The organism is Protofrankia sp. CiP1_Cm_nod4, from assembly GCF_982290645.1.
Genome location: NZ_CEVIVC010000143.1, coordinates 1 through 12,284, shown reverse-complemented (window position 1 = coordinate 12,284; position 12,284 = coordinate 1). Strand labels below are relative to the sequence as shown.

Below are 12,284 nucleotides of genomic sequence, written 5' to 3'. Positions count from 1 at the left end.
TCCCACAGCCGCACCGTGCCGTCGAGGCTGCCGGTGGCGAGGGTGTGCCCGTCCGGGGCGAACGCCACCGACGACACGTCGCTGGTGTGGCCGGTGAGGGGTGGGCCTGATGCGACGAAGGCTGGCGGTACGAAGGCTGGCGGGGAGCCGCCGGTGGCTGGCGGGGAGCCGCCGGTGGCTGGCGGGGAGCCGCCGGTGGCTGGCGGGGAGCCGCCGGTCGTGGTGGTGATCAGGATGGTGAAGACAGCGGCGGCGAGGGCGAGGACAGCGGTGCCGGTGGCGGCCAGGAGCCGCCGGCGCCGCCACCAGGGGACGGGGCCGGCGTTCCCGGCCGGCCGCGGCCGCGGCCGTGGCCGTGGTGGGGGTGCCTGGACGGTGGGCCGCGTGTCTGTCTCGGGTGCGAGGGAGGTGATACGGCGGATGTCGTCGGGCAGGTGCAGGGGTAGGCCGGTGTGGCTGGTCCAGTCGGGACCGTAGGCGCGGGTGGCGGCGCGGGCGAGGTCGGACGCGAAGGCGTGGGCATCGGGATGGCGGTCGTCGGGCTGTTTCGCCAGGGCGCGCAGCACGACCCGGGCGATCGGGTCGGGAACCCCGTCAAGGGGCGGGGGCGGGTCGGTCCGGTGCTGACGCCAGAGGGCCTGCACGGGCTGGTTCGGGTTGAAGGGCGGCCGGCCGGCCAGCAGCTGGTAGACGACGACCCCGAGGGCGTACAGGTCGGTAGCGGGACTTAAACGTCCTGTATCGATCTGTTCGGGAGCCATGTACAGGGGGGTGCCGGCGATACCGCTGGCGGTGGCGGCGGAGCCCTCGAACAGTTTCGCGATCCCGAAATCGCCGACCTTCACCGTGCTGTCGGCGGCGAACAGGATGTTGTCGGCCTTGATGTCACGGTGCAGCACCCCGCGGGAGTGGGCGTGGTGCAGGGCGGTGGCCACGGCCAGGCCCACCGCGCAGCCCTGCGGGGGGCTGAGGTCACCGCGGCGGCGGGTCAACGTGCCGCCGGGCAGGAGTTCCATCACGACCAGGCACAGCCCGTCGACCTCGTCGTAGTCGTAGATCCGCACGATGTGGGGATGGTCGAGCCCGGCCAGGGTGCGCGCCTCGGCGGCGAACCCGGTCACGGTCACGCCCTCGGCGCCGTCGACGGCCATCACTTTGATCGCGACCGGGCGGCCCATCCGCCGGTGCTGCCCGGCCAGCACCAGCCCGAACGCGCCCCGGCCCAGCTGGGCGCCCACCGTGTAGCCGGGCAGCGCCGCGGCGACCTGCCCCCGATCGATGATCATAATGTGGTGGAGTGGGTCCGCGGTGTCCTGGATGTCCCTGTCATGGCGGGTTCAGCGTAGCCGCGGCGAGGGACACGCCCGCTACGGACCGGCACCCTGCCCTTCCGCCCGGAAGCACCCGGTCTGGAGGGTGAGTCGTCGTGTGTCGCACCATCGCGTGCCCCACCCGGACCGGGAGCCGTCCGGCGGCCTGCCCCGGACCGAGAGCCGGTCACAGGCTCAGGTCGAGGATGCGCACCGGCTGGCCGGCCCACCGGTCCGGCGCCGCCGTCGCGACGACCGCCCCGTCGGGACGGTCCGGTCCGGGGGCGGCGGCGTGGCGGGTGTGCGCCACCGCCCAGCCGGTGCCGCGGGCGACCGCGAGCGCGGCCGCCAGGTCCAGCTCGAGCACGGTGACCGCGGGCAGGGCGGCGATGTGCTCGGCGGTCCCGGGCCGGGTCCGGTCCGCCTCCACCAGGGCGCACGCCGGCGCGTAGAGGAACCAGTCCGGCTCGGTATGGGCCCGGTGGATCAACCGGGAGGCCAGCAGGTTGCCGTACCCGGCGGCGACCATCGCCGCGTCATCGAGGACGACGTGCAGCGCGTCCGTCACCGCGCCGTCGCCCGGCCCAGGCGCCGGTCCAGCTCGGCATCCAGCCGCGCGGCCTCGTCCTCGGTCGGGTCGTAGCCGTTCCACGCCCGCAACGCCACCCGGGCCCGCTCGGCCCGGGCCGCCCGCTCGGCCGGGGTCAGCACCGTGGCGGCCAGCCGGGCCAGGTAGGCGCGCAGGGACAGCCCCTCGGCCGCCGCCACCGCGGCCAGCCGGTCCCGGGCATCCGCGGGAATCCGCACGTTGGCATCGGCCACCGGGTCCTCCTTCACGCGTCACGACTTCCCCCAGAGTACGGGTACGTCTACGTACCCGTACACCATCGAGAGTGGATCTCACGCTCTCGCACGGGTGCGAGGGCGCTGTTGCGTTGTGAGGAAGCGGGGCATGCCAGCGGCCTCGGTGAGTGCTGGTCAGACGGCTGCTGCGAGTTCGGTGAACGCGGCTGCCAGCCGAAGCTGCGGGTCGGTCTCGACGGCGAGTTCGTAGTGGCCGCGGCGGATGTTCTGGACCAGCGCGTGGCCGGCACTGATCGTCTGGACGGACCGCAACCGTTTCAGCCCGCGCATCGGCCGGAGCCGCGCTTTCAACCGGCCATGGTCGGCTTCGATCCGGTTATTCTCCCGGGCGGCGTCGACGTGGCAGGCCTCGGGGAGCAGCTCATCGAGGATCCGCGGATAGAGCAGGTGCCCTGTCCGTAGTGACCTCGACTGGGCGGCGGCCATGGGACAGGACTCGGACGAAGAACCGGCGGGCGGCGGCCTGGTCTCGCCGTGCGCTGGCCAGGACGTCGATGACCTGGCCGCATTGGTCAACCGCCCGGTACAAGTAGGTCCACCGGCCGGCGACCTTCACATACGTCTCATCGACAAACCACCTATCCCCAGGCCGGTGCCGACACGGCCGGGCCGCGTCGACCAGCAGAGGCGTGAAGCGCTGCACCCACCGATACACCGTGACATGATCAACCTCGAGACCCCGCTCGGCGAGCAGCTCCTCAACGTCCCGATAGGACAGCGCGTACCGCAGGTACCAGCGGACAGCGAGGACGATCACCTCCGGTGGGAACCGGAACCCCGCGAACTCCGACGAGGGAACCGGTGGACAGGCGCGACGTCGATGCATCACTCGATCATGACCGATCGGCAGCCGTGGGACGGCGGACTCCACCGGTGCAACAGTGCCACCGGGTCGACCCGGCCGCCACGATGTGGGACGACGACGAAGTCGCCGCCGCCCCAGACGCGGCTTGCGCGGTAAAGCGCTCGGCGGGCCCAGTAGCTCCAGCGTTCACCTCCGCCGATCACGATGACCACGCGGGACGACCAAAGCGTCAGACTCACCGAGGTGTACGACAGCGATGCGGGCGAGATCACCACGCCAATGAATCACACACGTGGGAGGAGACGTTGGCTCGCCTCCGCCCGGTGCTCGGCAACGACCACGCGCAACGCGACAGACAGCGAACAACCTGCGAAAGCTCGACGGAATGTAACTGCTGAGCGATCACCTGAAGATCCTCGTCGGACCCCAGTCTGATCAGCAGTTCGGCCAGCATGGATGATCAAGTAATTCCCCGTCGCCCGGTCCGCGGTCTGGGAAGTCATGGCCCTTCCGCGCTACACCGCACGCCAGGTGACCAGCGCCTGGCGTGCGGCGAATTCGTGGTAGCTCATCCGAGCGGGTACAGCACGGGCTGGTCGTCGACCGCGAACCGCAGCAGGATCGCGCCAGAGTCAGGCTCGGCGCGCGCCCGTCGGGACGAAGGGCAGGATCTCACAGGCCAGCTCGTAGGCGGAGACATCGCGGTCGGCGAGCAGGTCGGACTCGCTCGTCGAGTAGGACGTCCGCATCCGGAACCCCGGAGTCTCGTTCCCGTCGTGCAACGGCTCCCTGATGGCGCGAGGTCACTGAGCCTATCGACGCGGCTCGGCGAGTTCGGTAGGAATCGATAGTGACTCACCCTGGGGGACTGACCGAAGACGAGACGTGCAGGCTGTTCGTGTTACCTGCCCTGACTGCGGCCGGTTGGACGCCTGAACAGATCCAGTCGCAGTACCGGATCAGTGCAGGCAAGATTACGGCGACGGGTCGCTACCACACGCACGGCCGGCCACTGATCGCCGACTACGTCCTCGAGTACGGCACGGACCTGCCGATCGCGGTGGTAGAAGCGAAGCGGACCATGGTCGCCGTGGCGGACGGGGTCGAGCAGGCCAAGCGGTACGCGGAGCGGCTGGACCTGCCGTTCGCCTACGCGACCAACGGCCTGGAGATCTACGAGATCGACCGGCTTATGGGCAAGCACAAGGTCATCTCGGCGTTCCCAACCCCGGAGGAACTCTGGGCGCGCTACCGTGGCCATCAGGAGGTCGACACCGATCTCGGCGTCGACCTCGCGATGACGCCGTTCAACACGGATCTGCGCAACTCCCTCGACAACACCCCGAAGCGTCCGCGGTATTACCAGCGCCTAGCCGTCAACAAGGCGGCGAACGCGATCGCCAACGGCCAGAAGCGGGTGCTGTTGACATTGGCGACTGGCACCGGCAAGACGATGGTTGCCTTCCAGATCGTCTCGAAGCTCCGCACCACGAACTGGCCGCACGGGAACCGGCCGCCAGTCGTGCTGTATCTGGCCGACCGAGACATCCTGGCGAACCAACCGGTGAACGACTACTTCCGCCCGGTCTTCGATGACCTGGTCGAGCGTCTCGGCGGTCGCGGGCGCACACGCGGACGGGAGATCTACTTCGCGCTCTACCAGGCGATGGACCGCGGCGAGACGCCGCTCTACCAGCAGTTCCCCCGGGACTACTTCGACCTGGTGATCGTGGACGAGTGCCATCGGGGCAGCGCCAGGGAGTCGTCCCAGTGGCGGGAGATCCTGGAGTACTTCGAGCCTGCGGTCCAGATCGGCATGACCGCGACCCCGATCCGCCGCGCGGACGCCGACACCTACGACTACTTCGGGGCGCCGGTTTACGAGTACTCCCTGGCGCAGGGCATCGAGGACGGCTATCTGGCGCCCTACCGGGTGCGCCGGGTTCGGCTCAACGTCGACATGACGGGGTACCAGCCGCAGCCGGGTGAGCGGGACATCTACGGCAACGAGATCCCCGACTGCCTCTACACGCCGGCACAGTTCGAGCGGGTCATGGTGCTGCTGGACCGGACCGAGGAGGCGGCTCGGTATCTCACCCAGTACCTGCGGTCGACGGACCCGATGGCCAAGACGATCGTGTTCTGCGAGAACAACGACCACGCCCACCGGATGCGCCAGGCACTGACCAACCAGAACGCCGACCTCGGGCTGGACAACTACGTCGTCCGGATCACCGACGCCGACGGCGACCCAGGCAAGGTCCACCTGGACTCCTTCAAGAACCCGGGCCGGGCCGAACCCGTGATCGCCGTGACCTCCCGCCTGCTCAGCACGGGCGTGGACCTCCCCCCGGTCCGCAACATCGTCATCTTCCGGAGGATCGCCTCCATCGCCGAGTTCAAGCAGACGATCGGCCGAGGCACCCGGCTGTGCCCGGACATCGAGAAGGGCGCCTTCGACATCATCGACTTCGTCGAGGCGACCCGCCTGTTCAATGATCCCGACTTTGACGGACCACCGCTGACGATCCGGCAGGACAGCATCGACGAGCAGGGCACCCTGATCGACTCCGAGGTCGAGAACCAGTCTGAAACCACCCCGGAGGACGGGGAGGTCGCCGAGCCCGAGGCCGACTACAGCCCGCAGGACGCCGGCACGTTCGACCCAGCGGGCGGCTCCCCGAGCGGCGGCGAGCAGGACATCACCGACCCCGACCTGGTCGACCGCATCCGATCCCAGCGCCCGCGGTACGTGCAGGACGGCGTCGAGGTCTACACCTGGGGCGATGCGCTCTACGTCCTCTCGCCTGACAATCACCGCCTCGCGCTGATCACATATCGGCAATTCGTGCACGACCGGGTGCGCGAGCTGAACCTGTCACCGGGCGACCTGCTCACCCAATGGGCCGTTGCCAGGAGCCGGAAGGTGCTACTCGAAGCCCTGAAAGACCACGGCATCGAGATCGATGGGTTGGTCGCCGAGTTCAGCCACCCCGAGGTCGACTCGGTCGATCTGCTCTTGAACGCGGCCTGGGGCCTGCCTCTGGTGAGCCGCGCTGAGCGCGCTGCCCGCGTCCGCCGCGAGCACCGGGGTTTCCTCGCAGCCTTCGAACCCAAAGCCCGCAAGGTCCTCGAAGCGCTGCTCGACAAGTTCGAAGACCACGGCTCCACCGAGCTGACACCACAGACTCTCAGGGTCCCGCCGCTCAGCGATCTAGGCAGCCCCAGGGACCTGTCCAGTCGGTTCGGCGGCGCCGTGGGCCTCGGCCAGGCCATCGACGACCTGGGCAGACGCATCTTGGACGTCGCGTAGCCCGATTGACCCCATGTCTGACGACCGATGCCCCTGGCTGGTTAGCATCGCCCCGGATGGCCTTGCTGCCCAAGGGTGGCCTCCGGCGGCGACGCACCGGCCGCCCGGGGGCCAGCCGCTCCACCAACCGCCGACCGTGAACGGACACTCTCTACATGCCACCGCGTTCCGCCACACCGACAACCCCGAAGACCCGGCTCGCCGGAGTCATCAAGTCGGCCCGGGACATCATGCGCAAGGACTCCGGTCTCAACGGCGACCTAGACCGCCTGCCGCAGTTGTCCTGGCTGCTGTTCCTCCGCGCCTTCGACGGGCTCGTCGAGGAGGAGGGCGCGGCCCTCGACGAGAACTACCAGCCCGCTCTGGACGAGGCGCACCGCTGGTCAACCTGGGCCGGCGACTCGAAGCTCACCGGCGACGCGCTCATCACGTTCGTCGAAGGCGACCTGATCCCGTACCTGCGATCGCTCCAGAGCGACGACGAAAACGACCCCCGCAACGTCATCTCCACCGTTTTCAGGGACGTCAGCAACCGGATGGCCTCCGGCGTCCTGCTACGGGATCTTATCGACAAGGTCAACGAGGTCCACTTCGCGTCCGACGACGACATCCACACGATGGCGTTCCTCTACGAGTCCCTGCTCAAGGAGATGCGCGACGCCGCTGGCGACTCCGGGGAGTTCTACACCCCGCGCCCGGTCATCCGCTTCATGGTCCAGCAGTCGTTCCTCGAACTTGGTGAGAGCATCCTCGACCCTGCCTGCGGCACCGGCGGGTTCCTCGTCGAGTCCTACGAGGCTCTCCGCGAGCGGGCGACCTCGACCGTCGACCAGGTCCGGCTGCACAACGACCTCCGCGGCATCGAGAAGAAGTCGCTGCCGTACCTGCTCGGCGTGATGAACCTGCTGCTCCACGGCGTCCACCAGCCCCGGATCGTCCGGGCCAACGCCCTCGTCCAGATGCGCAACGAGACCGGTCCCCGAAGCCAGGTGAAGGTCATCCTGACCAACCCACCGTTCGGCGGCGAGGAGGAGGACTCGGTCGCCAGACTGTTTCCGCCCGGCTTCCAGACACAGGAGACCGCCTGGCTATTCTTGACGGCGATCCTCGACAAGGTCAAGAAGGACGGCCGCTGCGCCATCGTCCTCCCCAACGGCAGCCTCTTCGGCGGCGGTGTCGGTGCCCGCGTCAAGGAGCGCCTGCTGGCCGAGGCGAAACTGCACACGATCGTTCGGCTGCCCCAGGGGGTGTTCGCTCCATACACCGAGATTCCTGCAAACCTTCTGTTCTTCGAGAAGCCCGGACCTACCAGGGATGTCTGGTTCTACGAGATCCCGACACCCGAGGGTCGCCGCGGCTACACGAAGACCAAGCCGATGCAGTTCGAGGAGTTCGGACCATGCACGGCTTGGTGGGGAGGACCAGAGCGCGCCGGCCGCGTCGAGACCGCGCAGGCTTGGTGCCTCACGATCGATGACATCAGGGCCAGGGACTACAACCTCGACGTCGCGAACCCGCACGTGGCCGACGACCTCACCCATAGTGCCCCGGCAGACATCGTCGCCGAATTGATCAAGGCAGAGCAGGAGATACTCGGCATCCTCCAAGACTTGCAGGCGGATCTCGGTGGTGTCGCCGAGCGATGAAGACCTATCGTGTCGGGGACATCCTGAGACTGGTGCGTCGACCTGTGGCGGTTGACGAGGACGAGACCTATCGAGAGATTGGACTCCGGTCCTTTGGGAGGGGAATATTTCACAAGCCACCCGTCTCCGGACTCGAACTCGGCAATAAGAAGGTCTTCTTTATCAAGCCAGGCGACCTAGTTCTAAGCCTTGTGTTCGGGTGGGAGGGGGCGACCGCGCTCGCCTCCGAGCGCGAAGAAGGCATGATCGGTTCGCACCGGTTTCTCACATATCACGTGAACGAAGATCTGGCCGATCCTAGATATCTCTCCTATCATTTCGCACACGGACCCGGCCTAGAGGTCGTGCGCAGGTCATCGCCAGGTTCCGCTGGTCGCAACAGGACGCTAGGCACAAAAGCCTTCGCCGGGGAGGAGATACCTCGTGTCCATTCACGGGTGCGTGACGGTGGTCCGCTGAGCTGGGCGTTTGCGTTGGGGTGTCACCTGGTGGCTGTTGCTTGATCGTGGCTGTGGGGCGTGGATGATCTGGACTTGTGGCTGACCCGTCCGCGTCGTGGGAGTCGCGTCTCGCGGCTGCCGAGGCGCGGGCCGAGGAGTTCGCGGCGACGAACGCACAGCTGCGCAGGGTGATCGAGGGTATGGCCGAGCGCCATGAGGCGGAGTTGGCCGCGGAGCGGGCGCAGCGGGCGCGGTTGGAACTCGAGGTCGCCGATCTGCGGCGGCGGGTCGGGATGGACAGCACGAACTCGTCGGTTCCGCCGTCGAAGGAGCCGATCGCGGCCAGGGAGAAGCGCAAGGCCCAGCGGCGTCAGGCCTCGGAGCGGGTCCGGTCCAAGGACCGCAAACCAGGCGGACAGCCGGGTCATCCGGGGGCGGGGCTGCGCCGGGAGCCGGAACCGGACCGGTCACAGGCCGCGGACCCACCGGTGCAGTGCTCGTCGTGCGAGGCCGGTCTGGCCGGCGCCGCGGTGCTCCCCGAGACGTGGGCGCAGGTGTGGGACCTCCTTGACCCGGTGGTCGAGAAGGTGGAGTGGGCGCTGCCGCGGCGCCGTTGCGGCTGCTGCCGGAAGGTCACCACCGCCGGGGTGCCCGGGGTGCGACACGCGGCGGCGGGCACGGTGTCCTACGGGCCCCGGTTGCACGCGGCGGCGGTGCTTCTGGCGTCGGAAGCGAACGTGCCGGTGGAACGGGCCGCGATGGTCATCGGCGCGCTGCTGGGGGTGGAGGTCTCCTCCGGGTTCGTCGCCCGCGCGAACGAACGCCTCGCCCACGACCTGGAAACAGCCGGCTTCGACACGGCGATGAAGGCGGCGCTACGCGCCGAGCCGGTGCTCTGCGGTGACGAGTCCCCGGTCAACGTCCTACGTAAGGACCTGGACGAGGTCACCGGCGCGGTCCTCTCAGGTACCCCGCACCTGCTGGTCCTGCGCACGCCGGACCCAGGGCTGGTCTGGTACACGGCGATCCACTCACGGTCGTCGCAGGCCATCGACGCCACCGGGGTCCTCGACGGGTTCACCGGCTACCTGACCCGCGACGACTACGCCGGCTGGTATCAGTACGACCCCACCCTCGCCGGTGTCCAGCTGTGCTGCGCCCACCTGATCAGGTCGTTACGGGCAGTGCAGCAGCTCACCCCGGGCGCGCAGAAATGGGCCGGCCGGCTGATCGATCTGCTCCGCGAAGCCCAGAGCCTGGCCGTAGCCGCCCGCGCCGCCGGACATACCCGCCTCGACCAGGCCACGATCGACGGCCTGCGGGCCCGCTACGACGCCGATGTCCGCATCGGTGAGCTGGCGAACATGTCCCGGCCCTGGGCCGACGACCGCCACCATCCCGGCCTGGTCCTCGCCCGCCGGCTCGCCGCGAAAGCCGACCAGGTCTGGCTGTTCACCACCAACTTCACGATCCCCTGGACAAACAATCCCGCCGAGCAGGCCATCCGCCTCCCGAAACGCCACCAGGCCGTCTCGGGCTACTGGCACACCCCCCGCACCCTCGCCGCCTACCTCCGCGTGCGCTCCTACCTCGTCTCCGCCCGCGACCACGGCCTGACCGCCATCGACGCGATCCGCCACGCCCTCGCCGGCAACCCCTGGATACCGGCTCCGCGAACGGCCAGCGCCGCACCCGCTCTCGCCGCCTAAACCAACATCAACACGGGGGCTACCCAAGTCGCCCCCGTGAATGGACACGATACCTCTCCCCCTCGTCAACGAGCAGCGCCGTATCGCGGACCGACTCGACGGGGCGTTCAAGAAACTCTCCCTCCTCGACGAGATTAGGTCGCGGACCGACCTACTTCGGGATCAGTATCTGGACGCAACGCTTCGCACCGTTGAAAATGAGGAGCAGCTCGGCAAGGTTCTCATGCCACGCTCGGACGCAGTCGACGTCGACGAAGACGCGCGTTACCGAGTTGCTGGAATCTACAGTTTCGGGCGCGGTCTAATTCGGCGACCCACGATCATGGGGTCGGAGACGTCGTACACACGCCTGACAAAGCTTGGCAAAGGGAACGTTGTAATCAGTAAACTGAATGCATGGGAGGGGGCGCTGGCGATCGTCTCAGAAGAATTCTCCGGCTCATATGTCTCGCCCGAATATCCCGCATTCATGGTTGATGTAGAAAACTGCGATATGGGCTACCTGCGGCACGTCATTAGATGGCCACGGCTCTGGGAGACCTTGAGACCGCGAGGATCAATGGTCCGACGTAAGCGCACGACTCCGTCGATGCTTCTCGCCGCCCAGGTGCCTCTTCCCTCTCTAGCGGAGCAAGGCTCGATTGCCTCACGCCTCGATCGGATCGAGGCGACAGTTCAGTCCGCAGCCGCACAGAAAGACCAGATCGCTCGCCTGCGGAGGTCTCTCCTCGACGCCGCGTTCACGGGTCTGCTGTGACTCGTCGCCATTGAGTATCAGTAACGACGAGGTGATCGAGAAAGTGTAGACCGACGGTCGCGGCGGCGGATTGCAGTCGACCGGTGACCGCGCGGTCTCTGTCACTGGGTTCAGGGTTGCCGCTTGGGTGGTTGTGGGCAACTCCGAACCCGGCACCACCGGCTTCCAAGACCCGGGTAAGCACGTCCCGGACAGGAACCAAGCTCCAGTCGCTGCCGCCTTCGGTCACGGTGAGAACGCGCAGCACGGAGCCATCCCGGCCGCAAACGACGACCACTACCCGCTCCTGCCGGAACCCGCGCAAGAGAGGCCCCGCCACCGCAGCCAGGTCCGCGGAGCAGGCTATGCGCAGCCTGCTCGTCGCTGGGACCGCTCGCCGTCCGAGTTGGAACGCCGCGGCGACCCGGGCCGCCTTCGCGGCCCCCATCCCCGATTTGTCGAGGAGGGCATGTGAGTCGGCGCGAAAGTTCGTAGAGGCTCCCGTACCGCGCGATCAGCCGTGCCGCGAGCTCGACCGCGTCGCACCCGGCGAGACCGGATTCGAGCAGGCGTGCCAGCAACTCGCGGTCGGACAGCGCCTCCGCGCCCCAATGCAGCAGTCGCTCCCGGGGTCGCTCCCGCTCCGGCAGGTCCTTCACTTTCATGTGCATCACCCCCGCGCCCTCGGCCGCCGCCGGCTCGGGGACCGCGGCAGCACCTGCCCAGGCCAGGACCTCAGGCTCGCCCCCGGCTGGCCGTGCGAGCGCGACAATCTGCCTGTGGACGCCATGTGGGACCTCTCCGAGCAAGACGTGCTTGACCTTCCCGTGGACGAGCTTGCCTTCCGCGCCCTGCACCACCTCAAGGCGACCAACGAGTGGAACCTGTACAACTGGCTGAACAGCTTCCGGAACCGTGGAGTCCGCGGTCCCGCGCTGCGAGCGCTCAGCGAGGCTGGCGAGTGGCTCCGCTCCCATGGGTTGGCCGCCTGGAATCCCGAGCAAGCGCAGCACCCGCAGTCGATCTTTGTCATCGTGGTTGGTAGGAAGTCGTCTCAGGCGACCTTTGCGAACGGGTGTGTCCTCACAAGATGGCCGATGCGGCGCCAAGGGTTCGGGAGCAGCATCTGCTCGAAGAGCCCCGGGTCGACACTGTAATAGTCGTAAGTCCCTCCGCTACGGAACTGGACGCGGAGCGTTCGAGTCAAGGGGTCGTAACCGACGGCGTGGACGTTCATTGAAACGACGGGGTGCATGGTCATGCTTACTCCTGGGTTGAGTGTTTGAAGGCGGCCGAACCGCTTGCGTCGCGTCGTGACGACGGTAGCGGCGTCCGATTACTTCTCGTCGCGGTTGCTCTTGCGCTGCTGCGGGCTGCCGTTCATGATTCGGCCGGTGGCAAGGTCGCGCTTGAACTAGTACTCCAGTGACAGTGATCCTTACGTGGTCGCGGCCCGCGCGG

At 67.9% G+C, this 12,284-nt stretch carries 11 protein-coding genes and 2 pseudogenes; 5 read left to right on the top strand and 8 right to left on the bottom strand.

The genetic code is table 11. The features are described from left to right. The 5 genes and pseudogenes from AC5LSR_RS20165 to AC5LSR_RS20145 all read right to left on the bottom strand — a co-directional run. A partial coding sequence (locus AC5LSR_RS20165; protein WP_493468829.1) for a protein kinase domain-containing protein occupies positions 1 to 1,286 on the bottom strand: 1,286 nt, incomplete at its 3' end. A 211-nt stretch (positions 1,287 to 1,497) separates the two neighbouring features. Next, positions 1,498 to 1,878 carry a PIN domain-containing protein gene (locus AC5LSR_RS20160; RefSeq protein ID WP_493468828.1) on the bottom strand — a complete coding sequence of 127 codons (381 nt, stop codon included), beginning with the start codon at positions 1,876 to 1,878 and terminating at the stop codon, positions 1,498 to 1,500. Next, positions 1,875 to 2,132 carry a hypothetical protein gene (locus AC5LSR_RS20155; protein ID WP_493468827.1) on the bottom strand — a complete coding sequence of 86 codons (258 nt, stop codon included), beginning with the start codon at positions 2,130 to 2,132 and terminating at the stop codon, positions 1,875 to 1,877. The genes AC5LSR_RS20160 and AC5LSR_RS20155 overlap by 4 nt, the downstream gene beginning before the upstream one ends. A gap of 156 nt (positions 2,133 to 2,288) precedes the next feature. Continuing rightward, positions 2,289 to 3,000: pseudogene (locus tag AC5LSR_RS20150) on the bottom strand (IS6 family transposase). Next, positions 3,000 to 3,254: a hypothetical protein gene (locus AC5LSR_RS20145; protein WP_493468826.1), complete on the bottom strand. Its 255-nt coding sequence runs from the start codon at positions 3,252 to 3,254 to the stop codon at positions 3,000 to 3,002. The pseudogene AC5LSR_RS20150 and the gene AC5LSR_RS20145 overlap by 1 nt, the downstream one beginning before the upstream one ends. 575 nt (positions 3,255 to 3,829) lie before the next feature. Here AC5LSR_RS20145 and hsdR point away from each other — a divergent pair. The 5 genes from hsdR (at position 3,830) to AC5LSR_RS20120 (ending at position 10,844) form a co-directional block, all read left to right on the top strand. Next, positions 3,830 to 6,292 (top strand): EcoAI/FtnUII family type I restriction enzme subunit R, encoded by a 2,463-nt coding sequence (gene hsdR, locus AC5LSR_RS20140; protein WP_493468825.1) that lies wholly within the window; start codon positions 3,830 to 3,832, stop codon positions 6,290 to 6,292. Between the two features lie 155 nt (positions 6,293 to 6,447). After that, complete coding sequence (locus AC5LSR_RS20135) at positions 6,448 to 7,938, top strand: class I SAM-dependent DNA methyltransferase (protein WP_493468824.1); 1,491 nt, start codon at positions 6,448 to 6,450, stop codon at positions 7,936 to 7,938. Beyond that, positions 7,935 to 8,441 (top strand): hypothetical protein, encoded by a 507-nt coding sequence (locus tag AC5LSR_RS20130; protein WP_493468823.1) that lies wholly within the window; start codon positions 7,935 to 7,937, stop codon positions 8,439 to 8,441. The genes AC5LSR_RS20135 and AC5LSR_RS20130 overlap by 4 nt, the downstream gene beginning before the upstream one ends. Positions 8,442 to 8,473: 32 nt before the next feature. Then, positions 8,474 to 10,087 (top strand): IS66 family transposase, encoded by a 1,614-nt coding sequence (gene tnpC, locus AC5LSR_RS20125; RefSeq protein ID WP_493468822.1) that lies wholly within the window; start codon positions 8,474 to 8,476, stop codon positions 10,085 to 10,087. Between the two features lie 40 nt (positions 10,088 to 10,127). After that, positions 10,128 to 10,844 (top strand): restriction endonuclease subunit S, encoded by a 717-nt coding sequence (locus tag AC5LSR_RS20120; RefSeq protein ID WP_493468821.1) that lies wholly within the window; start codon positions 10,128 to 10,130, stop codon positions 10,842 to 10,844. Here the strand turns inward: AC5LSR_RS20120 and AC5LSR_RS20115 are convergent. The 3 genes and pseudogenes from AC5LSR_RS20115 to AC5LSR_RS20105 all read right to left on the bottom strand — a co-directional run bounded on the left by AC5LSR_RS20115 (position 10,828) and on the right by AC5LSR_RS20105 (position 12,084). Next, a complete protein-coding gene (locus tag AC5LSR_RS20115; RefSeq protein ID WP_493468820.1) occupies positions 10,828 to 11,271 on the bottom strand; it encodes a JAB domain-containing protein in 444 nt (147 codons plus the stop codon). The two genes, AC5LSR_RS20120 and AC5LSR_RS20115, sit on opposite strands and share 17 nt — an antisense overlap. 91 nt (positions 11,272 to 11,362) lie before the next feature. After that, positions 11,363 to 11,488, bottom strand: a pseudogene (locus AC5LSR_RS20110) (UPF0758 domain-containing protein); the annotation flags it as partial. Between the two features lie 389 nt (positions 11,489 to 11,877). Then, entirely contained in the window at positions 11,878 to 12,084 is a 207-nt protein-coding gene (locus AC5LSR_RS20105; RefSeq protein WP_493468819.1) for a KTSC domain-containing protein, read from the bottom strand. Between the last annotated feature and the right edge of the window lie 200 nt (positions 12,085 to 12,284).

Coding starts and splice junctions, on each gene's coding strand:
- AC5LSR_RS20120 (WP_493468821.1), top strand. CDS start 10,128: ATGGACACGATACCTCTCCCCCTCGTCAACGAGCAGCGCCGTATCGCG.
- AC5LSR_RS20130 (WP_493468823.1), top strand. CDS start 7,935: ATGAAGACCTATCGTGTCGGGGACATCCTGAGACTGGTGCGTCGACCT.
- AC5LSR_RS20135 (WP_493468824.1), top strand. CDS start 6,448: ATGCCACCGCGTTCCGCCACACCGACAACCCCGAAGACCCGGCTCGCC.
- AC5LSR_RS20105 (WP_493468819.1), bottom strand. CDS start 12,084: ATGACCATGCACCCCGTCGTTTCAATGAACGTCCACGCCGTCGGTTAC.
- AC5LSR_RS20115 (WP_493468820.1), bottom strand. CDS start 11,271: ATGGGGGCCGCGAAGGCGGCCCGGGTCGCCGCGGCGTTCCAACTCGGA.